The sequence below is a fragment of the Verrucosispora sp. WMMD573 genome (genome assembly GCF_027497175.1).
Classification (GTDB): Bacteria; Actinomycetota; Actinomycetes; order Mycobacteriales; family Micromonosporaceae; genus Micromonospora.
In genome coordinates this window covers 845,683-868,987 of the sequence record NZ_CP114901.1, presented here as the reverse complement: position 1 = coordinate 868,987, position 23,305 = coordinate 845,683, and the positions used below count along the sequence as shown (strand labels likewise).

The 23,305-nt window shown below is 71.7% G+C and carries 23 protein-coding genes and 1 pseudogene; 18 read left to right on the top strand and 6 right to left on the bottom strand.

Annotation, left to right across the window (positions count from 1 at the left end; translation table 11 throughout):
* Positions 1-164: 164 nt before the first annotated feature.
* The 5 genes from O7601_RS04055 to O7601_RS04040 all read left to right on the top strand — a co-directional run bounded on the left by O7601_RS04055 (position 165) and on the right by O7601_RS04040 (position 3,631).
* Positions 165-1,193 (top strand): hypothetical protein, encoded by a 1,029-nt coding sequence (locus tag O7601_RS04055; protein ID WP_281564925.1) that lies wholly within the window; start codon positions 165-167, stop codon positions 1,191-1,193.
* A gap of 107 nt (positions 1,194-1,300) precedes the next feature.
* The gene (locus tag O7601_RS04050; protein WP_281564924.1) at positions 1,301-2,086 is read left to right on the top strand and encodes a DUF2993 domain-containing protein; all 786 of its coding nucleotides are present in this window, start codon (positions 1,301-1,303) and stop codon (positions 2,084-2,086) included.
* 72 nt (positions 2,087-2,158) lie between these two features.
* Positions 2,159-2,236, top strand: coding sequence for an Ms5788A family Cys-rich leader peptide (locus O7601_RS29450; protein WP_311202345.1), 78 nt, complete (start codon positions 2,159-2,161; stop codon positions 2,234-2,236).
* Positions 2,237-2,445: 209 nt separating this feature from the next.
* Positions 2,446-3,294 (top strand): sulfurtransferase, encoded by an 849-nt coding sequence (locus O7601_RS04045; RefSeq protein WP_281564923.1) that lies wholly within the window; start codon positions 2,446-2,448, stop codon positions 3,292-3,294.
* Between the two features lies 1 nt (position 3,295).
* Positions 3,296-3,631, top strand: coding sequence for a DUF1416 domain-containing protein (locus tag O7601_RS04040; RefSeq protein ID WP_281564922.1), 336 nt, complete (start codon positions 3,296-3,298; stop codon positions 3,629-3,631).
* Between the two features lie 461 nt (positions 3,632-4,092).
* On the opposite strand, the gene O7601_RS04035 is transcribed toward O7601_RS04040, so the two are convergent.
* Positions 4,093-8,472, bottom strand: a complete 4,380-nt coding sequence (locus tag O7601_RS04035) for a S8 family serine peptidase (RefSeq protein ID WP_281564921.1) — start codon at positions 8,470-8,472, stop codon at positions 4,093-4,095.
* Positions 8,473-8,760: 288 nt separating this feature from the next.
* On the opposite strand from O7601_RS04035, the gene O7601_RS04030 reads away from it, so the two are divergent.
* Both O7601_RS04030 and O7601_RS04025 read left to right on the top strand, forming a co-directional pair.
* Positions 8,761-9,291, top strand: coding sequence for a winged helix-turn-helix domain-containing protein (locus O7601_RS04030; protein ID WP_281564920.1), 531 nt, complete (start codon positions 8,761-8,763; stop codon positions 9,289-9,291).
* A 21-nt stretch (positions 9,292-9,312) separates the two neighbouring features.
* A complete protein-coding gene (locus O7601_RS04025; protein WP_281564919.1) occupies positions 9,313-10,173 on the top strand; it encodes a hypothetical protein in 861 nt (286 codons plus the stop codon).
* A 33-nt stretch (positions 10,174-10,206) separates the two neighbouring features.
* Here the strand turns inward: O7601_RS04025 and O7601_RS04020 are convergent, their stop codons facing one another.
* The 3 genes from O7601_RS04020 to O7601_RS04010 all read right to left on the bottom strand — a co-directional run bounded on the left by O7601_RS04020 (position 10,207) and on the right by O7601_RS04010 (position 13,104).
* Entirely contained in the window at positions 10,207-12,258 is a 2,052-nt protein-coding gene (locus O7601_RS04020) for a glycogen debranching N-terminal domain-containing protein (protein WP_281564918.1), read from the bottom strand.
* Complete coding sequence (locus tag O7601_RS04015) at positions 12,255-12,635, bottom strand: SCP2 sterol-binding domain-containing protein (protein ID WP_281564917.1); 381 nt, start codon at positions 12,633-12,635, stop codon at positions 12,255-12,257. Before O7601_RS04015 ends, O7601_RS04020 begins: the two co-directional genes overlap by 4 nt.
* Positions 12,636-12,729: 94 nt before the next feature.
* Complete coding sequence (locus O7601_RS04010; protein ID WP_281564916.1) at positions 12,730-13,104, bottom strand: DsrE family protein; 375 nt, start codon at positions 13,102-13,104, stop codon at positions 12,730-12,732.
* 12 nt (positions 13,105-13,116) lie between these two features.
* On the opposite strand from O7601_RS04010, the gene mtfM reads away from it, so the two are divergent.
* Together mtfM and O7601_RS04000 are read left to right on the top strand one after the other, a co-directional pair.
* Complete coding sequence (gene mtfM / locus O7601_RS04005) at positions 13,117-13,221, top strand: small membrane protein MtfM (protein WP_046570768.1); 105 nt, start codon at positions 13,117-13,119, stop codon at positions 13,219-13,221.
* Positions 13,222-13,263: 42 nt separating this feature from the next.
* Positions 13,264-13,866: an FABP family protein gene (locus O7601_RS04000; protein WP_281564915.1), complete on the top strand. Its 603-nt coding sequence runs from the start codon at positions 13,264-13,266 to the stop codon at positions 13,864-13,866.
* A 75-nt stretch (positions 13,867-13,941) separates the two neighbouring features.
* Here O7601_RS04000 and O7601_RS03995 read toward each other — a convergent pair whose 3' ends face one another.
* Positions 13,942-14,790 carry an aminotransferase class IV gene (locus O7601_RS03995; protein WP_281564914.1) on the bottom strand — a complete coding sequence of 283 codons (849 nt, stop codon included), beginning with the start codon at positions 14,788-14,790 and terminating at the stop codon, positions 13,942-13,944.
* A 68-nt stretch (positions 14,791-14,858) separates the two neighbouring features.
* Here O7601_RS03995 and O7601_RS03990 point away from each other — a divergent pair, with 68 nt between their 5' ends.
* The 4 genes from O7601_RS03990 (at position 14,859) to O7601_RS03975 (ending at position 18,321) form a co-directional block, all read left to right on the top strand.
* Positions 14,859-15,287 carry a Fur family transcriptional regulator gene (locus tag O7601_RS03990; RefSeq protein ID WP_210941211.1) on the top strand — a complete coding sequence of 143 codons (429 nt, stop codon included), beginning with the start codon at positions 14,859-14,861 and terminating at the stop codon, positions 15,285-15,287.
* The gene (locus O7601_RS03985) at positions 15,284-16,396 is read left to right on the top strand and encodes a folate-binding protein (RefSeq protein WP_281564913.1); all 1,113 of its coding nucleotides are present in this window, start codon (positions 15,284-15,286) and stop codon (positions 16,394-16,396) included. The genes O7601_RS03990 and O7601_RS03985 overlap by 4 nt, the downstream gene beginning before the upstream one ends.
* A 44-nt stretch (positions 16,397-16,440) precedes the next feature.
* Positions 16,441-17,268, top strand: coding sequence for a 3-keto-5-aminohexanoate cleavage protein (locus O7601_RS03980; RefSeq protein WP_281564912.1), 828 nt, complete (start codon positions 16,441-16,443; stop codon positions 17,266-17,268).
* Between the two features lie 93 nt (positions 17,269-17,361).
* On the top strand, positions 17,362-18,321 hold the full coding sequence (locus tag O7601_RS03975) for an asparaginase (RefSeq protein WP_281564911.1): 960 nt from the start codon (positions 17,362-17,364) through the stop codon (positions 18,319-18,321).
* A 129-nt stretch (positions 18,322-18,450) separates the two neighbouring features.
* On the opposite strand, the gene O7601_RS03970 is transcribed toward O7601_RS03975, so the two are convergent.
* The gene (locus O7601_RS03970; RefSeq protein ID WP_281564910.1) at positions 18,451-19,248 is read right to left on the bottom strand and encodes an alpha/beta hydrolase; all 798 of its coding nucleotides are present in this window, start codon (positions 19,246-19,248) and stop codon (positions 18,451-18,453) included.
* A 111-nt stretch (positions 19,249-19,359) separates the two neighbouring features.
* On the opposite strand from O7601_RS03970, the pseudogene O7601_RS03965 reads away from it, so the two are divergent.
* The 5 genes and pseudogenes from O7601_RS03965 to O7601_RS03945 form a co-directional block, all read left to right on the top strand.
* Positions 19,360-19,941, top strand: a pseudogene (locus O7601_RS03965) (helix-turn-helix domain-containing protein); the annotation flags it as partial.
* 131 nt (positions 19,942-20,072) lie between these two features.
* Positions 20,073-20,855, top strand: a complete 783-nt coding sequence (locus O7601_RS03960; protein WP_281564908.1) for a hypothetical protein — start codon at positions 20,073-20,075, stop codon at positions 20,853-20,855.
* Positions 20,856-20,925: 70 nt separating this feature from the next.
* Positions 20,926-21,240 (top strand): DUF2516 family protein, encoded by a 315-nt coding sequence (locus O7601_RS03955; RefSeq protein ID WP_281564907.1) that lies wholly within the window; start codon positions 20,926-20,928, stop codon positions 21,238-21,240.
* Positions 21,237-22,124 (top strand): alpha/beta hydrolase, encoded by an 888-nt coding sequence (locus tag O7601_RS03950; RefSeq protein ID WP_281564906.1) that lies wholly within the window; start codon positions 21,237-21,239, stop codon positions 22,122-22,124. The genes O7601_RS03955 and O7601_RS03950 overlap by 4 nt, the downstream gene beginning before the upstream one ends.
* 246 nt (positions 22,125-22,370) lie before the next feature.
* Positions 22,371-23,285 (top strand): SDR family oxidoreductase, encoded by a 915-nt coding sequence (locus tag O7601_RS03945; RefSeq protein ID WP_281564905.1) that lies wholly within the window; start codon positions 22,371-22,373, stop codon positions 23,283-23,285.
* Positions 23,286-23,305: the final 20 nt, after the last annotated feature.

The window sequence follows — 23,305 nt, the reverse complement described above, 5'->3', positions numbered from 1 at the left end:
GCGTCGCTGACGGGCGGGTTTCGCCGTTGAGCGTAACTGATTGCTCGCGTGCGACCTTGGCGCGGTTTCCTCTTTGCCCTATCTGCCCCTGATCGCGGCCCAGGTTTTAACGTCGCGGAAACGCTGGCACCCGCGATGTGAGGTTGGTCTGGCACGATCGGTGGGTGTTTCCCTCCAACTCGCCCGAGACCGGCCGTGACCCGTGGGCCGAGGATCCGCCCGCCCCGGGAGGATCGCCGCCGCGTACCGGTCCGGCCGTGGAGACCGACGAGCGGCCCTCACGCGGCCCTCGCCGTCTGCGCCGGGGCGGTTCGGCTCGCCGCGTCGACGACGAGGCGGACGTCGAGGACGAGGAGGAGGAACCACCGGTCGAGGTGCGCCGGCAGCTCTCCCTCGCCATCGGCGGCTTCGCCGCGCTGCTCGGTCTCGGCCTGGTCGTCGCCGGGCAGACGTCCAGTCCCGGGCACCGGCTGCCCTTCACCCTCGTGGTGCTCGCCGTGCAGGTGCTGTTCGTGCTCGTCTGGACCATGGTCACCCGGCCGCCGGCACTGGCGGTCGTCCTCGGGGTCGGCGCGGTGTCCGCGGTGGCGGCCGACGTGGTGGCCGTACGGTCGGCTGAGGCCCGGTTGGCGCCGCTGCTCTACATCGCGATCGTCGGGGTGCTCGCCGCGGTGCTCGGTCAACTGGTCCGACGGGTGGACCGGGTCCGGGTGACCGACTCGCTGCGGACCACCGCCACCATCGTGTTCGGAGTGGTCGCGTTGGCCACGCTCATCGTGCTCAGCCGGATCCCGGCAGGCACCCAGACGATCGCCGTCTGCCTGACCGCAGCCGGCGCGGCGCTCACCGTCGCCCGGGTGACCGACGCCGTCGCGGCCTGGCCGAGGCTCGCGCCCCAGGTGCCCAGGGGGGCGGCAGGGGTGGTCGGCGGCGCGATGGTCGGCACGCTGATCAGCGCGCTTCTCGGTGGTTACCTGGTCACCCCGTTCACCCCTACCCGGGCCGCGATCATCGGCCTGGCGGCGGCCGTCGTCGCCGTGCTGGCCGACCTTGCCGTGAGCTACGCCGAGGCGGGCCGGTTGATGGCCGGTGAAGTGCCGTCGGTCTGGGCCGTACGGCACGTGCAGGGGCCTCTGGGTGGCTTCGCGATGGCGGCGCCGGCCGCGTACCTGATGTGTCGGCTGGTGCTCTGACCGTCAGCGCGTGGCGGCCCGCCCGGCCGCGCGATTGAGAAATCCGGACCACGGGTACCACCGGTCCACCGCTGACGGCATCGAGGTACGACGAGACAGGAGACGGCGTGGAGCAGGAGCAGACGTACGAGCGGCGGCCGCGGCGACGCGGACGCAAGGTGCTGATCGGGTTCGTCGTCCTGCTGCTCGTGCTCGCCGGACTGATCGCCATCGCCGACCGGGTGGCGGCGAGCGTGGCCGAGCGCACCATCGCCGACGAGGTACGCCAGCAGGTCGCCGAACAGGGCGCGCAATCCTTGCCGCCCGAGGTCGAGGTGGGCGGCTTCCCGTTCCTCACCCAGGTGCTCGACGGCCGGTACGAGCGCATCTCGATCAAGCTGCGGGACGTGCGCGCCTCGGTGCAGGGCGACGCCGTCGCGCTGCCCAGCCTGGACGTGGACGCCCGGAACGTGCGGGCCTCGCTGGACACCCTGCGCACCGGCCAGGGTGAGGTGGTGGCCGAGACGGTCAACGGCACCGGCACCATCAGCTACCAGAGCCTGTCGGCCCTGCTCGACCGGGAGGGGCTGACCCTCGGTGAGCGGGACGGGCAGCTCGCCGTCACCGCTCCGGTGGACATCCTCGGCCAGCGGTTGACCGTCACCGGCACCGCCGACATCGTCGTCGGTGAGCAGGGGCAGGTGGCACTACAGTTCGACGACCTGGACGCCGAAGGGCTGCCGGACGTGCCGTTGGCCCGCACCCTGGTGAGCAACTTCGCCCGTAGCATCTCGGTCGACGTGCCCCTGCCGGAGTTGCCGTTCCAGCTCACCGTTCGCGAGGTTCGGCCGCAGCCGCAGGGGTTGACGGTGACCGCCGACGCACGGGACGTGCCGATCAACTCGGTCGGCTGACCGCCGGCTCGGCGTCCCGGATGCTGGTCGGCCCGATAGAGATATCTGGGATCGCTGGTAGGCTCCCTGCTCATGGGGACGCTCCTCACCAAACGGCGCGCGGTCGACCTGTGCCGCGTGGCCACCTGCCTGTGTCGCCCCGTCATCTGACGGCGGGGCTGGCTCGGGCCGCCTAGCGGCCAAGGCACCAGGGGCACGCGTACCTCGTTCCCGGTGCACCCCACCGGACGCCCGGCAGCGGCGCCGTCGCACAAACCCGTGATCCGTTCCGAGCTATGGGTCCCGCGCGTGGTGCGACATCTTGACATCCCGATCTCCGCGCGCTGGCTCACCATCCATCCTCACCAGGGAGTGATCTGATGAGTCGCGACACCGCACTCGTCTCGGCCGAGTGGGCCGAGAAGAACCTCGACGCCCCGGGCGTCGTCTTCGTCGAGGTCGACGAGGACACCTCGGCCTACGACTCCGGCCACATCGCCGGTGCCATCAAGCTGGACTGGAAGAACGACCTTCAGGATCCGGTCCGCCGGGACTTCGTCAACAAGACCCAGTTCGAGGCGCTGCTCTCCGAGCGGGGGATCAGCAACGACGACACCGTCATCCTGTACGGCGGCAACAACAACTGGTTCGCCGCGTACGCGTACTGGTACTTCAAGCTCTACGGCCACCGCGACGTCAAGCTGCTCGACGGCGGTCGCAAGAAGTGGGAGCTGGACGCCCGGCCGTTGGTCGCGGACGCCGTGACCCGCCCGTCCACGCAGTACGTCGCCAGCGAGCCGGACACCAGCATCCGGGCCTTCCGGGACGAGGTCGTCGACGCGATCGGCACCAAGAACCTGGTCGACGTGCGGAGCCCCGACGAGTACGCCGGCCGCCTGCTCGCCCCCGCCCACCTGCCGCAGGAGCAGGCACAGCGCGGCGGCCACATCCCGACCGCGATCAGCGTGCCGTGGTCGAAGGCGGCCAACGAGGACGGCACCTTCAAGTCCGACGACGAGCTGCGCAAGATCTACGGCGAGGCCGGGCTGGACGACAGCAAGGAAACCATCGCCTACTGCCGCATCGGCGAGCGCTCCTCGCACACCTGGTTCGTGCTCCAGGAGCTGCTCGGCCACCGCAACGTGAAGAACTACGACGGATCGTGGACCGAGTACGGCTCGCTGGTCGGTGTGCCGGTGGCGCTCGGCGATGAGCCGGGGGAGGCCTGAGATGACCGCACCCACCGCCGCAAGCACCGCCGCCGGCTGCGCGGCCCCCGACCAGGCCGCTCCGCTGCCTGCCGGCCTCGACCTGGAGCGGGAGACGGTCATCACCGGTGTCGTCCGCTCTGCGGAGGGCGAAGCGGTGCCGGGCGCGTACGTCCGCCTGCTCGACTCGACAGGTGAATTCACCGCCGAGGTGGTGACCTCGTCGGCCGGTCAGTTCCGCTTCTTCGCCGCGCCGGGCGCCTGGACGTTGCGGGCGCTCTCCCGCCAGGGCAACGGAGACACCACCGTGACCGCCGGTCGCGGCATCAACGAGGTGGCCGTCACCGTCACCGACTGATCCCACCCTGCTGACGGCGGGTGGCCCGCATCCCTCCCCGAGAGGAATGCGGGCCACCCGCCGCGCTGCGCGCTGCCCGCGCTGCGCGCTGCCCGCGCTGCGCGCTGCCCGCGCTGCGCGCTGCCCGCGCTGCGCGCTGCCCGCGCTGCGCGCTGCCCGCGCTGCGCGCTGCCCGCGCTGCGCGCTGCCCGCGCTGCGCGCTGCCCGCGCTGCGCGCTGCCCGCGCTGCGCGCTGCCCGCGCTGCGCGCTGCCCGCGCTGCGCGCTGCCCGCGCTGCGCGCTGCCCGCGCTGCGCGCTGCCCGCGCTGCCCGCAACTTCGCTGATGTTGCTGCCTCGTCGCCGCCGGATGCAGCAGTATCCCTGAAACTGCCGTGAATTCCTGGCGGGTGTTGCGGGGGTTGTTGGGAGTTGGGGGCGGGGCGCCGGCCCGTGAGGGCCGGCGCCCCGCCCTGCTAGTGGGTCAGATTCCGGTGGCTCTGGTGCAGGTGGAGGTGGGTTCCAGGGCGAAGTCGAGCGTGCCGACCATGCCCGCCTCGATGCGGTGGCGCTGCACCTGCGGCACCCAGCCGTCCTTGGCCACGATCACCTCGTAGCGGCCCTTCGGCAGCCACCAGGCGTAGCGGCCGTCGGCGCCGGCGGTGAGGGTGGTTCCGGTACCGGCCGAGATCAGGTTCACCCGTACCGTCGCCGGGATACCGACCGTGACGCCACCGCAGGTGGTGCCGGTGACGGTGCCCCGGATCTTGCCCCAGCTGGCCGGCGGCGACACGTTCATCTCCACCGAGACCGGGGTGACCGGGTAGGGGCTGTCGGAGGCAACGGCGAGTTCGCCCGCGTACCGGCCGGGTTGGGCGACGCCCGCCGCCTCGGTGGCCGTCAGGGTGACGGTCACCGTCCTCGACTCACCCGGCGCGAGGGTGAAGGTGGTCGGGGAACCATCCAGCCAGGGCAGGTCGGCATCGGCTGCGCAGAGTTCCAGGCCACCGAGCCGCTCACTGTCTGCGCTGCCCACGAAGGAACTGGGCGACCCGCCGATCTTGTAGGCGCCGCAGGCGGCGGCCCCCCGGTACCGGCTGAACCGGACGTTGGGCAGGTCACGCCAGGCCCCGGTGACCGGGTCGAAGCCGACCGTGCGGTTGGTGACCGCAGTCGATCCGTCGGTCACCCCGCCGGCCAGCACCAGCAGCCCGCCGGCCGCCGCGTACTGCGAGCCCCACAGCTCCACCGGCAGCTCTGGCAGCGGACTCCAGCTGTCGGCCGAGGGGTCGTACCGGTAGGCATCGGTGTACTCGGTGCTGCCCGTGCCACCGGCACAGTAGACCGAGGCGCCGATCCCGCCGCAGGCCAGCCACGAGACCGGGTGTGGGTAGGCGGCACCGGTGCTGAACGAGCCGGTGGCCGGGTCGAACACCACCAATTCGTCGCTGTCGGTGCAGGTGGCGTCGGCGCAGCCGCCCACCAGGTACACCTTCCCGCCGACCACGGCCGAGCCGGCCGCCGCGACCGGGGCCGGGTTGGCCGCCCCTGGCAGGGTGCTCCATGTTCCGGTGGCCGGGTCGAAGACGTCGACCGTGGCGACGGTCGCGTCGTCAGCGCCCCAACCGCCGATCACATAGAGTTTGCCGCCGACCGCCGCCGCAGCTGGCTTGGACCGTACCGTCGGCAGGTCGGGCAGGGCGGTCCAGGCGCCCGGCGCGGGGTCGTACACCCATGCCTTGCGCTCGGTGCCGGTGCCACCGCCACCACCGACCGAGTAGATCTTCCCGTCCAGCCATGCGGCGGCGTTGTCGAAGATCGACGCCGGCAGCTTGGCGATCTCGGTCCACGCCTCGTCCTCGGCGGTACCGGCCTGCGGTGCCGCCCCGCCGTACGCGGTGCCGGTGCGAGCCTTGCTGATCCCCTTGATCTTCTGCTGCCGCAGCGGTGCGCCGTCGCGCCTGAGCAGTTCGAACTGACCGGCGCGTTCCAGCAGATCGACGCTGGCCGGCGCGGTGCCGGTGTTGCTGACCGTCACCCGGGTGGTGCGGGTGCTGCCGTACGGCTGATGTGACTCGATCGACGTCGGGCTGACCGTCAGCCGGCCGGCGGCGAGGGCGAAGTTCGCCCGCTTGACCCGGTCGGCGGTGACCGTCACCTGCTTGGTCACCGGTGCGTACGGGGTGCGCTCGGCGGTGAACGGGTGGGCGCCGGTGAGCCCGGAGAAGAGCCAGTAGAAGCCGTCCGGCTCGGCCGGGTCCTCGGGCGTGGCCGCCGAGACCGCCCGGTCGTCGGGACGGTGATCGCTGGTCACCGTCACGCCGTTGAGCGGGTCACCGGTGTTCCGGTCGGTGGTGGTGCCGACCACCAGCCCGCCGGGCACCGGCGAGCACTCGCGGTTGACCACCGCCACGTCGTCCACCTGCCACCACCAGGCGAAGGTGCCCTTGAACCGGAAGCGGAAGAGCGCGGAAGCGGCGTTAGCGGCCGGGTCGAGCGGCACCTCCTCGACCCGGGGGCCACGCCGGCTGGCGGTCTGGTGCCAGACGTTGGTCCAGGTCGTACCGCCGTCGGTGGACACGTCGATGTCGGCGGTGTCGCTGATGCCGACGGCCCGCCAGTCGCTGCGGAACCGCAGCACCGGTGCGGCCGTCGTGGACAGGTCGACCGGCGGGGCGATCAGGTCCGTGTCCTGGGTGTTGCCGGAGCCGAGAGCGTCGCTGTCGATGATGGCGAAGCCACCGGTGCCGCCGGTGAGATTGCCCCGTGAGTCTGGATCGTCGAAGACCCAGCCGCCGGAGGCGGTGCGGTTCTCCACCCTCCAGCCGGGCGGCGCGCTCGTGCCGTCGAAGCTCTCGGTGAGCAGCGGCGCACCGAACTGTGCCGTGTAGCCGGCGGCGGTGCAGGCGGCGTCGACGGGTACCGCCACGTTGACCGTGGTGGCGTCGTCGCCTACCGCCACCTCGCGGGTGGCGGTGCGGTAGCCCGGGTACTCGGCGGTCACGGTCAGCCGGTACGAGGTGTTGCCGGGCAGCGTGACGGAGTAGCGGCCGGTCACCGGATCGGTGAAGACCGGATCGCCGGGCCGGCCCGCCACCTCGATCTTGGCGTACAGCGGCCAGCCGTGGCCCGAACCGTCGGTGACCTTTCCGCTCACTGTGACCGCCGGGGTGGCCAGCAGGGCGAAGTCCAGGCTGACGGTGTCACCTTGGGGCACCGTGACCGTCGCGGACTCCGCAGCGTAGCCGTAGGCGCTGGCCGTGAGCGTGGTCTCGCCGGCCGGCACGGTGAGCGCGTACCGCCCGTCGGCGTCGGTGGTGGTGCTGCGGGTGCCGTCGGTCACCGTCGCGCCGGACAGCGGTTCGTCGTCACCGGAGTCGGTGACCACTCCGGTGACCCGGCCGACCGGTCCACGGGGTGCGTCCCGCACCGCCCCGTACGCGTCGAGCCGTCCCTCACCGAAGACGTTGTTGTCGGCCGGCGTGCCACCGCAGGTGGTGGCGTCGACATCGCGGGCCGTACGGTCCAGCAGCGCCTCGGTCGCGGCGAGGTCGCCGCGCAGTCCGGGCGCCGCCGCCCAGAGCAGTGCCACCGTGCCGGCCACGTGCGGCGCGGCCATCGAGGTGCCGCTGAACGAGGCGTACCCGCCGTTGCGGACGCTGGAACGGACACTGCTGCCGGGTGCGGCGATGTTCGGCTTGAGCGGGTCGGTGCCGGAACCGCGTCCGGAGAATCCGGCGATGACGTTGTTCACGTCGTACGCGCCGACGGCGTACGCGTCGGTGTAGTCACCCGGTGAGCCGGCGCTGCCACACGCCGGACCGTCGTTGCCGGAGGAGAAGACCGGGAACATCCCGGCGGCCCGCCAGGCGGCCACGGTCTGCTGGTACCAGGGGTCACCACCGTCGCCGCCCCAGGAGTTGTTCACGATGTCGGGCCGCAGGTCGGGTCGGGGGTTCTGGCCGTCGGCGTCGGTGGGCGCGAGCACCCACTGACCGGCGGCGAGCAGCGAGGCGTCGGAGCAGTTGTTCGACTCGCAGCCCTTGGCGGCGATCCACTTCGCGCCGGGGGCGACGCCGATCTGGTTGCCCGCACCGTCGTCGCCGACCATGGTGCCCATGGTGTGCGTGCCGTGGTCGTTGTTGTCGCAGGGCGCGGTGCCGGCGCACACGCCGGCCGGATCGAACCAGTTGTACGCGTGGTCGTAGCTGCCGCCGCCGAGGTTGCCCCGGTACGAGCCGACGAGGGCGGCGTGGTCGTAGCGCACCCCACTGTCGATGTTCGCCACCACGACACCCTCCCCGCGGGTGCCGAACTCGTCCCACACCCGCGGTGCGCCGATGTTTGTCAGTCCCCATTCGACGGCGGCGGTGCGCGCCCGAGCGGTCTCGGTCGCGGTGGGCCGGATCAGCGGGTAGCTGCGGCTCGGTTCGATCCGGGCCACCTCGGGCCGGCGGGCGATCTCGTCGAGCAGCGCCTTGTCGCCCTCGACCCGCACCGCGTTGGCGATCCAGTACGCGGTGTGCGGCACCTTGCGATCGTCGAGCAGCGTACGCAGGTCGCGTTGGGTGCGGGTGGCCGTGGTGGTGAGCAGGCGGTGCACCTCGTCGGCCCGGGCGTCGGGGTCCCGCAGCCGACTGGCCTGTGCCAACGGCGCGGTGTCAGCCAGGTAGACCAGGAACGGTGCGGTCGACGTGGTACCGATCTGGTCGAGCAGCGCCGGGTCGACGGCGGCCCGGTGGGCCACCGGCGGTTGGGCCGGCGCGGCGAGCGCGGGCTGGCCGGTGACGCCCAGCACGGCAGCGGCCAACACCGCCACCACCCGCCATCGTGGCGACCGGGTGGATGGTCGTCGTGTGAACAATGTTCCTCCCCCACGTCGTCGGTCCCGATCCGTTCGGGCCCGCACACCCGCGCGCCGCGTTGCGGCTGCGCGCAGCGGCCGGGGCGATGTGGGTGGCCGGTGATGGTGCCTCCGCCCGCTGAAGTCATGCTCTTGCCCCAACCGTCGGTGATCAATGGACGGCGTCGGTCAGTACTCGGTCAGTGACGAGGCGCGATTCTGGCAGTTAGGCTGAGACCGGGTGTCATCGGTGACCGTCACTGGCGATCGGTGGGAGTCGCAGGTCAGAGGCGCCCTGGGGGAGGCGTCGTGTCCGGTCCAGAGTTCCCGATCGTGGTCTGCGTCAGCTCCGACGCCACCGTCCGGCAGCGCGTGGTGCAGCGGCTGGAGGGTGTCGGGCCGGTGGTGATCTGCGCAGACCTCGCCCAACTGCGGGCGGTGTTCCCCGCCCCGTCGGCTGAGCCGGAAGGGACCCACGACGAGCCCGTCGAGCGCCCCACGGAACGGCCGGCCACCTGGGGGGATCTGATGGTCGATCGAGCGGGGCACCTGGTCACCTGGCGCGGTGCACCGCTGGGGCTGACCCGTACCGAGCGGGAGTTGTTGGCCCGCCTGGTCAGTCCGCCCATCACGTTGTGGAGCTACGAGCGGCTGTTCGCCTCGGTCTGGGGTGGCGCCTACCTCGGCGACACCGCCATCCTGCACTCCGCCGTGAAGCGGCTGCGTCGCAAGCTGCGGACGCTGCCCGACGGGCCGCAGGTGCAGACCGTACGCGGTGTCGGTTACCGGCTGAGCGTGCCGCCGGAGGCCGGCGACGGGCGTCCCGGCGGGCGGTCGTAGCAGGCGTGACACGATGACCGGGTGAGCAACGCCGTCCACACCGGGTACCCGCCACCGACCGGTTCCCGATCGCCGGCCGCCGGCTCCCGGTGGCCGCGCTGGCTGATCGCGGTGACGGCCGTCTGGGCGGCACTGCTGGCCGGCCTCACCTGGATGTCGTCGGCCGAGGACCCGCCCACCGTCCGGGAACAACGCAGCCTCACACAGGCCGGGCCGGTGGTCGACGGTGCGATAGGCGAAATCGTCGCGGCGGCCGACGCCGGTGTGCCGGCGCTGGTCCCTGCCGAGGTCGACAGGGGCTGCCGGATCAGCCCGTTCGCGGACGGTGCGACGCTGACCCGCGTGGTCGATCTGGCCGCGCCGGTCGGTGAGGAGCAGGCCGTGCTGCAGCGGGTCGCCGACCGGCTGCCCGCGCGGTGGCGGGCCGGTGTCCGACTCACCCCGGATGGTCCTCGCCTCCGCGCCGACGCGGGCGAGTTCGTCACCGTGACCGGGCGGCCGGCGATCGCCGGCCGCATCCGGTTCACCGTCGACACCGGGTGCCGCCCGGTGGGCGACGACTACGACAGCGCCGGGGCCGCCTCCACCGGCCCCGAGGTGGGCGCGCTGGCCGAGGCGGTGCGTGCGCTCAACGGCCGCGTCGGCGACCGGGAGTCGGTGGTGAGCGCACCCTGCCCCGGTGGCGGCACGGCCCGCACCATCCGCTCGGTCGTCGACCCGGTGGCCACGGCACCGCAGGCCGCGCTCGCGCCGTTGGCCGGCGGCACGCCGGTGGTGGAAACCACCGAGGTGTACGCCTACCGGCGCGACGGCGTCGCGGTGCTTGCCGATTTCCAGCCGGAACAGGTCGTGGTCGCCGCGACGACGGGTTGCGCCGGCTGAGCCTCGCCCCACGTTGCCGAAGCTGAGGGTCGCTCAGTCCGGTCGGCGCGGCCCCTCGTCGCGGCTGCGACCCAGCGCGTCCACCCGGCCCCACCGGCCGGGGATGTCCAACAGCTCCACCCGGCCCATCCCGGCTGGCACGTACGGGTCGATGATCAGGTGCTCGCCCTGCGGTTCGAGTCCGAGCATCACCCGCAGCAGCAGCAGCGGGGTGCCCGCCGACCATGCCTGTGGGCTGCACGCGGTCGGATACTCCACCGGGTAGTCGGTCAGGTCGCGTTCGTAGCCGGCGAAGGCCTCCGGAAGCCGGCCCAAGAAGTAGCGGGACGCTTCGAACATCGACTCGCAGATCCGACCCGCCTCCTCGCGCAGACCGTACTTCCACAGACCCCACGCGATGATCGAGTTGTCGAACGGCCAGACGGTGCCGACGTGGTAGCCGATCGGGTTGTAACGTCCCTGGTCGTCGGCGAGGGTACGGACGCCCCAGCCGGAGAAGAGCCGGGGACCGAGCAGGTGCTCGGCGACCCGCTGAGCGCGGGAATCGTCGACGATGCCGCTCCAGAGCAGGTGCCCGATGTTGGACGTGAGCGCGTCGACCGGGCTGCCGTCGGAGTCCAGGGCCAGCGCGTAGTACTCCTTGTCCGGCAGCCAGAAGTCCCGGTTGAAGCGTTCCTTCAACTCGGCGGCCTCGCGTTCCAGCCGGTCGGCGTAGACCGGGTCGTTCCAGTACAGTCGGGCCAGCCGGGCGCCGCGCAGCTTGGCGTCGTAGGCGTAACCCTGCAACTCACAGGTCGCCCGGGGAAAGCTCGGCAGCCGACCGTCGGAGTAGCAGATGGCGTCCCAGGAGTCCTTCCAGCACTGGTTCTCCAGGCCGACCCGGGGGCTGCGGGTCTGATACCAGACGTAGCCGGTGCCGAGTAGGTCGCCGTAGGTGTCGATCCAGGTCAAGGCGGCTCGCGTCGAGAACTCCAACCGTTTGACCAGCTGCACGTCGCCGGTCCATCGCTCGTACTCGTCGAGCAGGATCACGAACAGGGCGGTCGAGTCGGCCGAACCGTAGTACGGCGAGTGCGGCTGCTCCTCGAAGCCGGCGGACTCGCCGTAGCGCAACTCGTGCAGGATCTTGCCCGGCTCCTCGTCACGGAAGTCGTCCACCCGGTGGCCCTGGAGACCCGCCAGCATGGTCAACGTCGGCGGGATCAGCTCCGGCACGAACGGCAGCACCTGGAGCGAGGTGAAGATGCTGTCCCGGCCGAACAGCGTCATGAACCACGGCAGACCGGCGGCCATCAGGCGGACGCCGAGCGCGATCGACTCGTACCGCAGCGCGGCCAGGTCGGTCAGGCTGCGCCGGTACGCCCCGGCCATCGGTTCGCAGTCGCAGCCCAGCTTGGGTGCCCGAGCGACGAATTCGGCGTGTTCCGCCTCGATCGCCGCCGTCGTCCGGCTGCCCGCGAAGGGCAGCAGGGCGCGGATGTCCTGACCGCGGGCGCCGTAGATGACGACGTTGACCGTCAACCGGGTGGTCCATTCGCCGTGCGGCCCGATCCGGATCGGGAAGGTCATGCCCCGGCGGTCGACCTGGGCGGTGGCAGTGCTCGTGATCGTCGTCTCGCGGTGGAACGCGTCCCGCCGGTAGGTCAGCCGCAGCGAGTTCTCCCCGGGTGCGGCGGTGTTGTGTCCCTTCTTGCGCTGGGTGTCCTTGATCTCGAAGATGTCCGCGAAGTCGGAGGCCATCTCCACCCGGACGGTGAAGCTCATCTCCTGCCCGGAGTGGTTGAGCACGGTCAGTTCCTCGGACAGGTCACCGCTGATCGCCCGACTCCTGATCACCGAGACCTTCGCGTCCAGGAAGTGGGTCGGCTCGCCCGGCACCAGGAAGTAGCGGGTCCGGTAGGACTCGGCGTCGTCGATGGAGAGCGCGTGCAGCCGTTCGCCGTCGATCAGCAGCAGCCAGGTGGACAGGAACCGGGTGTCGAAGGCGAACAGCCCGGTGGGAAAGTCCAGCGAGGGCTCGACGTCCCCCCGGCGGTCGCTGACCAGGAACGTGTTGCCGTCGAGGATGCTGACCAGTTCCTTCACCGGGTCCACCTGGCGTGCTCGCGGGCGACCTCGCGCGGATCACGGGTGCCGGGTGCGGTCGGGAAGAACAGGCGGAAGGCGAGAAACAGCACCACGTCGCCGCGAAAGGTGCTCTCGTTGCGAAGCACCGCGGAGATGGCCTGCGCGCGTCCGGTGACCAGTCGTTCGAAGAGATCGACACCGCAGTACCAGGTCGCGTCGCCCGGCTCCGCCCCCTGGTCGACCTCGGCCGCGCCGGGCCGCATCCGGACCAGCCAGTGTTCGGTGCGGTGCCCCTCGGACAGGTCGATCCGCAGCGTTCCCGCGACCGGAGTACGGAGGACTTCCGGGGCGCGGGCCGGCAGGGTCGTGAAGAACTGCTGGGTGGCCTCGGTCACACCCGAATCGTAGGCATTCGCCCGTCTTGTCGGGTGGGTTCCGACGCCTTCCCCGGCAGTACCCGGCGAGCCCTCCCGGACACTGACCGGCTAGTCAGTAGACGAGCGCCTGCGCGCTCTCGGCCATCGTTTCCTCGACGAAGACGGCCGCCCCGGCGATCCGTACTCCGGGGATCACGTCGCCGGAGTCGATGTCCCGGCGTGCGGCGCACTGGGTGCAGGCCGTCACCGTGCCGGTGGCGAGGATCACATGCAACAGCTCGGCCAGCGGGGCCGAGTGCGGCAGTTCGAAGCTCTGCGCCCGGCCGGGCAGTGCGAACCAGGTCGACTCACCGGTAAGCCAGAGGGAGACGGACACCCCGGCGGCTGCTGCGGTGGCCGCCACGGTGAACGCCTGGGCGCACCGTTCCGGTGCGTCGGCGCCGGCGGTGGCCTTGACGACGAGAGAGCGGGCCATGACCGCCAGCATAGGATGACCCGGATGGTCACCGAGATCGGGTTCGTCAGCCTGCTGGTCGCCGGCCTGGGCGCGCTCGCCGGTGGCCTGGTCTACCTGGCGGTACGCATATCGAGAGGCAAGTGGTGATCCGGTTCTGCGAGGCCCGCAGTCGCGAACGAAGGTGGTCCGGTGAGTGCGAGCAGTGACGACAACCCGTTGGCGCCGCCGCCCTGGCTGAACGCGCCGCCGGTGGAGGCGTACCCCTTCGAGGAGAGTCACGACCTGCGGGTCGGCCCGAAGCTGCACCCCGCGCTCGACGGCCTGCTGCCGTACATCGGGGTCTGGCGCGGCCGGGGGCGGGGCGGTTTCCCCACCATCGAGGATTTCGACTTCGCCCAGGAGATCCGGATCAGCCACGACGGGCGGCCGTTCCTGCATTACGAGTCGCGGGCGTGGATCCTCGACGAGCAGAGCCGCCCGGTGCGGCCGGCCGGTCGGGAGGTCGGTTGGTGGCGTCCGGTGCTGGACGGCGACCGGGCGACCGACGAGCTGGAGGCCCTGCTGACCACCCCGACCGGGGTGATGGAACTGCACCTCGGCCGGCGGAAGGGCACCCAGGTGGAGTTCGTCACCGACGCGGTGGTGCGCACCTCCACCGCCAAGGAGGTCACCGCTGGTCACCGCCTCTTCGGCATCGTCGAGGGCGCTCTGCTCTACGCGCAGGACATGGCCGCTGTCGGTCAGCCGCTGTCCCCGCATCTGTCCGCCCGCCTCATCCGGGTCGCCGGCTGATCCGCCGCGCACCAGGCCCATCCGGCTGCCCGGGCAGGGGTTTGGTCCGCTCCGGAGAGCCTCGGGAGACGCGGCCTATGGCAGCGGGAAGCCGAGCAGTTCCTGCAACGTCCGGGTGAGCGGGCTGGACGGCAGCGGCTCACCGTCGAGGGTGTGCACCGCGACCAGGCCGCGTACCGACGAGGTGAGCCACACTCCGTCGGCCTCGCGCAGGCCCGTCGGGGTGACCATGCGTTCGGCGGCCCCGCAGCCAACGTCGGCGGCGTGGGCGAGCAGCCAGGCGACGGTGGTGCCGGGCAGGATGCCGGTGCGACCGGCGGGCACCGTGCACAGCGTCTCCCCGGCCAGCCAGACGAGGTTGGCGGACGGTCCTTCCAGGGCGTACCCGTCGGAGGAGATCCAGAGCACGTCGTCCACGCCGGCCCGAGCGGCCCAGCGCCGGGCGGCGCTGCTGGCCCCGTACGACGTGGATTTGATGCCCGCCGGCAGCCAGTCCAGTTCCGGCCGGGCCTCGGCGGGCACCCCGAGGGAGAGCGTGGCGACGCTCACCCCCTCTTGCCGGTCCCGCCGGGCTGTGGGGGTGACCTCCGACAGGGTTGCGTAAACGGTGGGCGGGCCGCCGTGCTCGGGCCCGCGAGTGCAGATCAGCCGCAGTGCGCCTTCCACCTCGGCCGGCCAGCCGGCGGCGACCTCGTCCAGCAGGTCGGTCAGGGCGGCGTCCGCCGGCAGGGTCAGTTCCACAGCCGCCGCGCCGGTCCGCAGCCGGGTCAGGTGCTCCTGGCGCAGCCAGGCCCGGCCGTCGCGCAGGTGCATGGTCTCGAAGAGCCCGTCACCGCGGAGTACGCCGAGATCGTCGGCGCGCAGCACCGGCTCATCTGCCGGCAGCCGCCCGCGACCCAGCACGCCGATCCGTGAGGCCACCACGGGGGCCGAGCATAGTGCGGTGCCGGTCGTGCCGGGAGGTACGCGCGCGGCCGAACTATGATCGGGGGGTGTCCGAATCATCCCTCGCGGAACTGCTCCGCGCCCGTGGGCTGCGGCTGACGGCGCAACGACAGCTGATCCTCCAGGCGGTGCTGGATCTGGGGCACGCCACCCCTGAGCAGGTGCACACCGCTGTACGCGAGGTCGCCGCCGGGGTCAACATCACCACCATCTACCGCACGCTGGAGCTGCTGGAGCGGCTCGGCCTGGTCACCCACACCCACCTCTCGCACGGGTCGCCGACCTACCACGCCGCTGGTGAGGATCAGCACGTGCACCTGGTCTGCCGCGAGTGCGGCGCGATCGACGAGATGGATCCGGAACTGATGCGTCCGCTCTCCGACCAACTGGCCGGGGAACGGGGCTTCCGGGTGGACATCGGGCACGTCTCCTTCTTCGGCTTGTGCGCGCGGTGCGGAGACGGGGAACAGACATGATCGACATCGCGGGCGCGGTGGCCGTGGAAAGTATCGACGAGGCCAGCCGGGACCAGCCGGAGCCGGCGCACGCCGCAGCCGGGGTGCGGGGCGTGGCCGCGCACTACGGCGACCCGATGCGCGAGCAGCGCCAGTTGGACACCGAGGTCGGCCTGGTCGACAGGTCCCACCGGGGCGTCGTCGCGGTGCCGGGAGTGGAGCGCATCTCCTGGCTGCACACCCTCACCACCCAGCACCTGGCCGAGCTGGGCCCGTGGCAGGGCACCGAACTCCTCGTGCTCTCACCGCACGGCCATGTCGAGCAGCACGCCATGGTGGCCGAGGACGGTGACACCACCTGGCTCGACACCGAGCCGGGAGCGACCACGGGGCTGCTGACCTACCTGGAGAAGATGCGATTTTTCAGCCAGGTCGACCCCCGTGACGCCACCGTTGAGCACGCGCTGCTGTCGCTGGTCGGGCCGAAGGCCGCCGAAGCGGTGGCCCTGCTCGACGTGCCGCCGCTCGCCGAGCCGGACGTGGTGGGGCTGCCCGGTCCGAAGTTCCGGTCCGGTGAGCTGCCGCCCCGCCCGACCGCCCGCTACGACGTGCAGCCGCTGCCGCAGGGTGGCTGGGCCCGGCGCGGTCCGCTCGGTGTGGACCTGCTGGTTCCCCGGCCCGCGATGGACCAGGTGGTCACGCGGCTGCGGGAGAACGGCGTGCCCCCGGTCGGGCTGTGGGCGTACGAGGCGGTTCGGGTGGCTGCCCGGCGGCCCCGGGTCGGTGTCGACACCGATCATCGGACGATCCCCGCCGAGGCGAACCTGATCGCCCCGGCCGTGCATCTCGACAAGGGCTGCTACCGGGGGCAGGAGACGGTCGCCCGGGTGCACAACATGGGTCGTCCGCCACGCCGGTTGGTGCTGCTACACCTCGACGGGGTGTCCACCGACCAGTTGCCGGTCGCCGGTACCCCGGTGACCGGGGACGGCCGCACGGTCGGTTTCGTCGGCACGGCGGTGCTTCATCACGAGCTGGGGCAGGTCGCGCTCGCGGTGGTCAAACGTTCGGTGCCCGACGATGCCGCGCTCCGCGTCGGCGACAGCGCCGCCGCCATCGACCCCTCGTAGACACCGACACCGCTGGTGGCCGGGGGCGCTCTAGGATCGCCGGCATGACGACAGGGACGTTGATCACGGTTGCCCCCACCGGTGCGGAGTCGGCGAAGTCGGAGGTGCCGGCGCTGCCGGTGACCCTCGACGAGCTGCTGCTCACCGCCAAGGAGTGCGAGGCGCTGGGTGCCTCCGTGATCCACGTGCACATTCGCGACGACCAGGCCCGGCCTACCCTGGACCCGGGACGGCTGCGGGCGACCGTGGCGGCGCTGCGGGAGAGCACCGACCTGATCGTGCAGCTGTCCACCGGCGGCGCGGTCACCGACCCGGAGGCCGACCGGCTCGCCGTGCTGGACGCGGCCCCGGACATGGCCTCCTGCACCATGGGTACTGTCAACTTCGGCGACGAGGTGTTCCTCAACCGCTGGGAGTTCGTCGTCGACCTGCACACCCGGATGCAGGAGCGGGGCATCGTGCCGGAGTACGAGATCTTCGACCTCGGCCACCTCAGCGCCCTCCAGCGCCTGCTTGGGAAGTACGGCCTGCCGCACGGTGGCCACGTCCACGTCGACTTCGTGATGGGTGTGCCGGGAGGCATGCCCGGAACCACGGCGACGCTCGTGGCGGCCCAGCAGATGCTCCGGGATCTGCCGGAGGGCACCACGTTCTCGGCTACCGGCATCGGCCGGACCAGCCTTCCGGTGCTGCTCGCCGCGCTCTCGGCCGGCGGTCACCTGCGGGTCGGAATGGAGGACACGGTCACGTACGCCAAGGGCCGTCCGGTGGAGTCGAACATGCAACTGGTCGCGCGTGCGGTCGGCTTCGCCCAACTCGCGCAGCGCCCGCCGCTGAACACCGTCCAGGCCCGTGAGCTGCTCGGCCTGTAAGGCACGAGTCGCCCAGCATTCTTTACGCCCGGAGGTGGAGTCCCTGCTCACCCCGGCGTGAGGCCGGCCGGACACCTCGGTACCGTCCACGTTGTGGGAAAGACGTACGAGGGCGGCGTACCGCTCGCCGAGGTGGTCCGGTCCGGTTTCGTGGAGGGCGTGCACCGTGGCTCGGTGGTGGTGCTCGACAGCGCCGGTACGCCGCTGGCCGCCGCTGGCGACGTCACCTCGCCGATCTTTCCGCGCTCGTCGAACAAGCCGATGCAGGCGATCGGGATGCTCCGCGCCGGGCTGTCGCTTCCCGAGCCGGCCGACCTGGCCATCGTCTCGGCCAGCCATGCGGGGGAGGAGTTCCACCTGGCCCGGGTCGCCGGGCTGCTCGCGGGTGCCGGGCTCGGCGAGGACGCCCTGCATTGCCCGCCGGACCTGCCGGCGGGCGATCTCGCACGGATGACGGTGCTGCGGGCCGGGGGCGGTCCGGCGCGGATCCAGATGAACTGCTCCGGCAAGCACGCCGGGATGCTGCTGACCTGCCGTGCCGCCGGCTGGCCGATGGAGGGCTACTGGCGGATCGACCACCCCCTCCAGCGGCGGCTGCGCGAGACGGTGGAGGAGTTCACCGGCGAGGAGGCGGTGGCCGTCGGCGTCGACGGCTGCGGCGCCCCGGTGCTGTCCGCGTCGTTGACCGGACTGGCCACGGCGTACCTGCGGTTGGTCGCGGCCGAGGGCGACACCGGCGCGGGTCTGGTGGCTGACGCGATGCGGGCCCACCCGGAGGTGGTCGGCGGTACGCAGGCGGACGACACCCGGCTGATGCGTGGCGTACCCGGGCTGCTGGCGAAGATCGGCGCGGAGGGTGTCATCGCCGCGGCCCTGCCCGGCGTCGGTGCCGTGGCGTTGAAAATCGACGACGGCGCCGGGCGGGCCCGGATGCCGGTCCTGGTCTCGGCCCTGCGCCGACTCGGCATCGCAGCGCCGGTCCTGACGGAGTTCGCCGAGCTGCCGCTCTTCGGCGGCACCCTCCCCGTAGGCGCCACCCGCCCCCTCTGGTAACCACCCCACCCCACCCACCCCATCTCGGCGATCATGCAGTCGTGGCACCTGTTACGTACCGAAAGTGGCCTTTGCCCAGTGCCACAACTGCATGATCAGCGGCGAGTTGGCTGGGGCGGCGTCTACGGATCAGGGGAGGAAGGTGAGGAGTTGTGGGTTGATCTGGGTGGGGTGTTCCAGGGGGAGCAGGTGGGCGGCGTTCGGGACGTCGGGTAGGCGCACCGCGTGGGGTGCCTCGGCCGCGATCCGATCGGCTAGATGGCGGATGTCGGGCACGTCCGCGGCGCCTGCCGCGACCAGCACGGGCATGGTCAGCTCGGCGAGTCGCCCGATGGCCGGTGGGTCGAGTTCGGCCACGTCCACGGCGCTGAGAGCCAACTCGGCGGCGAGCGCGCGCTCGTCCATCGAGGTGGCGAAGGCGACCAGCTCAGGGTCGACGTCCGTGGGTTCGCGGTCCGGACCGACCACCCAGAACCGCACCTCACCCGCGGCCGTCGCGGCGAAGTCCTCCGGGTCGACGTCGCCGACCAGGTTCTCCCACAGGTCGTTCGTCTGCTCCGACCACTCGTGCCCAGAAACCGCAGTACCGAGCAGGGCGAGCGCGCTCACCCGATGCGGGTGGGCGAGCGCCGTGTCGATCGCCACCGCCCCGCCGAAGGAGCAGCCGACCAGTGCCGCCGAGGACAGCCCGAGGGCGTCGAGCAGGCCCACCACGTCATCGTGGTGGGCGAAGGCACTCGGTGGCAGCTCGGACTCCCCGTACCCGCGCAGGTCGAGGGCGATCACCCGGTGTCGGGTCGCGAGCGGGGCGATCTGGTCCCGCCACATCCGGCGGTCTGCGATACCGGCGTGCAGCAGGACGACCGGCGATCCGCTGCCGACCTCGTCGTACGCCAGCAGGGCGCCGTTTACCTGGATCTTGGTCACCGCAGGACGGTACGGCCGGGCGGGAACGGTTCGCAAGCCGGCAATGAGACATCGCTAACTTCGGCTAGCACTTTGCTTGCAGCTGCTAGCAGCGCGGGCTAGCGTTGAGTCATGGCCACTCCCAAGGACCTTCCCGACGTCGGCGGGTTCATTCGTGACCTGCGGCGGAATGCGAAGATTTCGCTCCGGCAACTGGCCGAGCAGGCGGGGGTCAGCAACCCCTACCTCAGTCAGATCGAGCGCGGTCTGCGCCGGCCGAGTGCCGAGGTGCTCCAGCAACTCGCCAGCGCCCTGCGGGTCTCCACCCCGGCGATGTACCTGCGGGCCGGGCTGCTCGACGACAAGGAGGGGCAGGGTGTGCTGGCCGCCATCGCCGTCGATCCGGACCTGACGATGGCGCAGAAACAGTCCCTTACCCAGATCTATGAGACATTTCGCCGAGAGAATGCGCGGCTGGCCGAAGCGACCGGGGCCACGACCGGCGCGAGCGGTGAGACCGGCGGTCCGGCCGGTGGCGTCCAGGCCGGCGGATCCGGCATCAGCGGTGAGGCCGACGCCGCGAACGTGGCCGATCGGACCGGCGGATCCACCGGGAGCGGTGAGACCAGTCCTTCGAACGCGGCTAACGCAACCGCCCCCGACCTGGCCAATCTGGCCGCGACCGGGCCCACCACCGCGGCGGGCACCCCGACCGAGGCGGTCCTCGAATCGGTGGCCGTGACCGAAGCCGGTTCCGCTCCCGCCCCGAACAGCACCCCAGCCAGGAAGGCCGCCCGCAAGGTGGTCCGAAAGACCGCGACGGCGGTCCAGGAGGAGAAGTAACGATGACCCAGCCGAAGACCAATCGCATCCCTGCCCCGCTCTACGCTGCCGCCGGCGCTGGTGAACTGGCCCTGCAACAGCTGCGCAAACTGCCCAATGTGGTCGGTGGGCTGCGCGACCGCGTCGTCGCCGATGGTGGCCGGGTCGTCACCGAACTCGGCGGCAAGGCCGTCGTCACCGGCTTCGAGCTGCGTCAGAAGGCCAACGACACGCTGCGTAACGCCAACCGGACGGCCGAGACGCTGCGGCAGAAGGCCGCCCCGACGGCCGATCTGAACCGGCTGCGTGAGCACGCCGACCTGACCAGGCTCCGCGAGGCTGCGGATCTCACCAAGCTCCGCGAGACGGCTGACCTGACCAAGCTTCGGGAGGCGGCCGACCTGGACCGACTGCGGGAAGTGGCCAGCCGCAACGCGGCGGTCGTCGTCGCCGGTGCCCAGGCCGCTCAGGTGCGGGCGCTGGCCGCGTACGGCGCGCTGGTGGCGCGGGGCGAGCGAGTCGTGGGTGCCGGTGTGCTGGAGGCCGCCGACACCGTGAACGCCGACATCGAGGCGACCGGGACGACCGCGCCGACGTCGACGACCGCGCCGACGTCGACGGCGACGGCCGAGAAGACCGAATCGGTCGAGGTGCCGAGCCCGGCGGAGGTGGCCGGGATCGTGGAGGCCAAGCCGGCCGCCGCGAAGAAGGCCACCCGGGCGAAGTCGACCACCCGGCAGCCCGCCGCCAAGCGGACCGACAGCCCGTCGGCGAAGCTGCCCCGGGGCACCAAGCGAAGCGAGTGAGTCAGCAGCCGGTGACCCCGGGACCGTCCTGTCGCCACGGATCCGGGGTCGCCGGCATAAGCTTGCCGTCATGGCCAACGCCGCGCCGATCTTCGTCTTCGACGTCCGCTACGTGATCGAGCTGATCCTGTTCGTCTTCGCACTTATCGTGCAGGGGGTGGCTCTCGTGCACGCCGTCACGCAACGCTCCGATGCCTTCCCGGCCATCGGGACCTTGCCGAAGGGCGGCTGGATCGCGATCATGGCGGTCACGCTCCTGCTCACCCTGCTCACCCGCTCCACCCTCAGCATCTTCGGGCTGATCGGGGTGGCGGCGGCGCTGATCTACCTGCTCGACGTCCGGGTCGGGCTACGTGACCTCGGCGACAACAGAGGGTCCTGGTGAGAGCTTTCCGCTGGCCACCACCACCGGACGGCGGGCCACGCACCTGGGGACCCGGCCCGGGTGCCCCGCGGACCGGCCGACCGCCGCTACCCGATCCGGAAACGGAACTGGTTGCCACCCCGCACGGCGTACGCCTGGAGCGGCTCGTCACCGGCGTCGGTGACCCGGTCACCGTCTTCGCGCACGGGTTGGCCAACGGCATCGCCACCACCCGACCCTTCGGCAGCGGTGTCACAGGTCGTCGAGTCTTCTTCCAGTTCCGTGGTCACGGCCGCTCCGACGCTCCCGACAGGCCGTGGAGCTACCTGGACCTGGCCCGCGACCTACGGGCGATGGCTGACCTCAGCGGTGCGACGCGCGCCTTCGGGGCCAGCCTGGGCGCCGGTGCGTTGTGCCGCCTGCTCGCCCAGAGCCCGGAACGGTTCGAGCGGCTCGTCTTTTTCCTTCCCGCCGCGCTCGACCAGCCGCGCGGACCGGTCGCCTCGGCGCGGCTGAGCGAGTTGCTGTCGGCCGTGGAGAGCGGCGACGCCTCGGCGGTGGCGGAAGCCGTCTCCACCGAGCTGCCGCCGGCCGTACGCAACACGCCGGCCGGCTGGGCATACCTGCGGCAACGGCTGGATCATCTGCTGCGCGACGGCCTCGCCGCCGGGCTGATCGATCTGCCGCAGCAGGCGCCGCTGCCCGATGCCGGCGTGCTCGCCCGGGTGACCGCGCCGGCACTGGTCATCGCCGCCGAGGGCGACGACCTGCACCCGGTGGAGGTGGCCGAACAACTCGCCGCCACCCTGCCCCGAGCCACCCTGCACCGCTACGACCGCCCCGGTGTCCTCTGGACGGAGCGCGCCGACCTACGCAGCCGGATCTCCGACTTCCTCAACGGCTAGCGCCGCCCGCCCGCCGCCGCCCGGCCCGCCCGCCACCCGCCCGCCCGCCGCCGCCCGCCCGCCGTCGGCCGCCCGCTGCCGCCGCACGAGTTGCGGCATGTCGGGGTGTCCGGCGCGCGGGAGGACCTGTGATGCCGCAACTCGCGAGCCAGATCGTGGCCTTCCCGGGTCGATCAGCCGACGCCGCTGCGACAAGTCAGCAATACCTGCCACCAGGTGGCAGGTATTGCTGGCAGCGTGGAGCGCATGACGAAACCGCTTATCGGAAAGGTGGCGCTGGTCGCCGGGGCCACTCGGGGCGCCGGCCGGCAGATCGCCGTGCAGCTCGGTGCCGCAGGCGCCACCGTGTACGCGACCGGCCGCAGCAGCCGCGCCGGCCGCTCCGAACTTGACCGCCCGGAAACCATCGAGGAGACCGCCGAACTGGTCACCGCCGCCGGCGGTACCGGCATCCCGGTCCGGGTCGACCACCTGGTGCCCGACGAGGTGCAGGCGCTGGTCGCGCGGATCGACGCCGAGCAGGGCCAGCTTGACGTGCTGGTGAACGACGTGTGGGGCGCCGACCCACTCATCACCTGGGAGAAGCCGGTGTGGGAGCAGCCGCTCGACGCTGGTTTCCGAACGCTGCGGCTGGCGGTCGACACCCACGTGATCACCAGCCACTTCGCAATGCCCCTGCTGATCCGCCGGCCCGGCGGACTGGTGGTGGAGATCGGCGACGGTACGAAGGCGTACAACGAGGAGAATTACCGGCTCTCGGTCTTCTACGACCTGGCCAAGACCTCGGTCAACCGGCTCGCCTTCAGCTGGGCTCACGAACTCAGGCCGCACGGCGGTACGGCGGTCGCGCTCACCCCGGGCTGGATCCGCTCGGAGGCGATGCTGGAGCACTTCGGCGTCACCGAGGACAACTGGCGCGATGGCGCGGCCAAGGACCCGCACTTCCTCATCTCGGAGACCCCGGCGTTCGTCGGCCGCGCCGTCGCCGCGCTCGCCGCCGACCCGGACCGGGCACGCTGGAGCGGTCGGTCCGTCTCCGCCGGGGAACTGGCCAAGGTGTACGGCTTCACCGACGTCGACGGCTCCCAACCGGACGCCTTCCGCTACATCAGCGAGGTGGTCGACGCCGGCAGACCCGCCGACGTCACGGGCTATCGCTGATCCTCCCGCCCGTCTGAGCG

Bases quoted from the DNA above. Each gene is read 5' to 3' on its own strand.
- O7601_RS03985 (WP_281564913.1), top strand. From the start codon at position 15,284: ATGATCGACATCGCGGGCGCGGTGGCCGTGGAAAGTATCGACGAGGCC.
- O7601_RS04040 (WP_281564922.1), top strand. From the start codon at position 3,296: ATGACCGCACCCACCGCCGCAAGCACCGCCGCCGGCTGCGCGGCCCCC.
- O7601_RS04010 (WP_281564916.1), bottom strand. From the start codon at position 13,104: ATGCTGGCGGTCATGGCCCGCTCTCTCGTCGTCAAGGCCACCGCCGGC.
- O7601_RS03945 (WP_281564905.1), top strand. From the start codon at position 22,371: ATGACGAAACCGCTTATCGGAAAGGTGGCGCTGGTCGCCGGGGCCACT.
- O7601_RS29450 (WP_311202345.1), top strand. From the start codon at position 2,159: ATGGGGACGCTCCTCACCAAACGGCGCGCGGTCGACCTGTGCCGCGTG.
- O7601_RS04045 (WP_281564923.1), top strand. From the start codon at position 2,446: ATGAGTCGCGACACCGCACTCGTCTCGGCCGAGTGGGCCGAGAAGAAC.
- O7601_RS03980 (WP_281564912.1), top strand. From the start codon at position 16,441: ATGACGACAGGGACGTTGATCACGGTTGCCCCCACCGGTGCGGAGTCG.
- O7601_RS03960 (WP_281564908.1), top strand. From the start codon at position 20,073: ATGACCCAGCCGAAGACCAATCGCATCCCTGCCCCGCTCTACGCTGCC.
- O7601_RS03955 (WP_281564907.1), top strand. From the start codon at position 20,926: ATGGCCAACGCCGCGCCGATCTTCGTCTTCGACGTCCGCTACGTGATC.
- mtfM (WP_046570768.1), top strand. From the start codon at position 13,117: ATGGTCACCGAGATCGGGTTCGTCAGCCTGCTGGTCGCCGGCCTGGGC.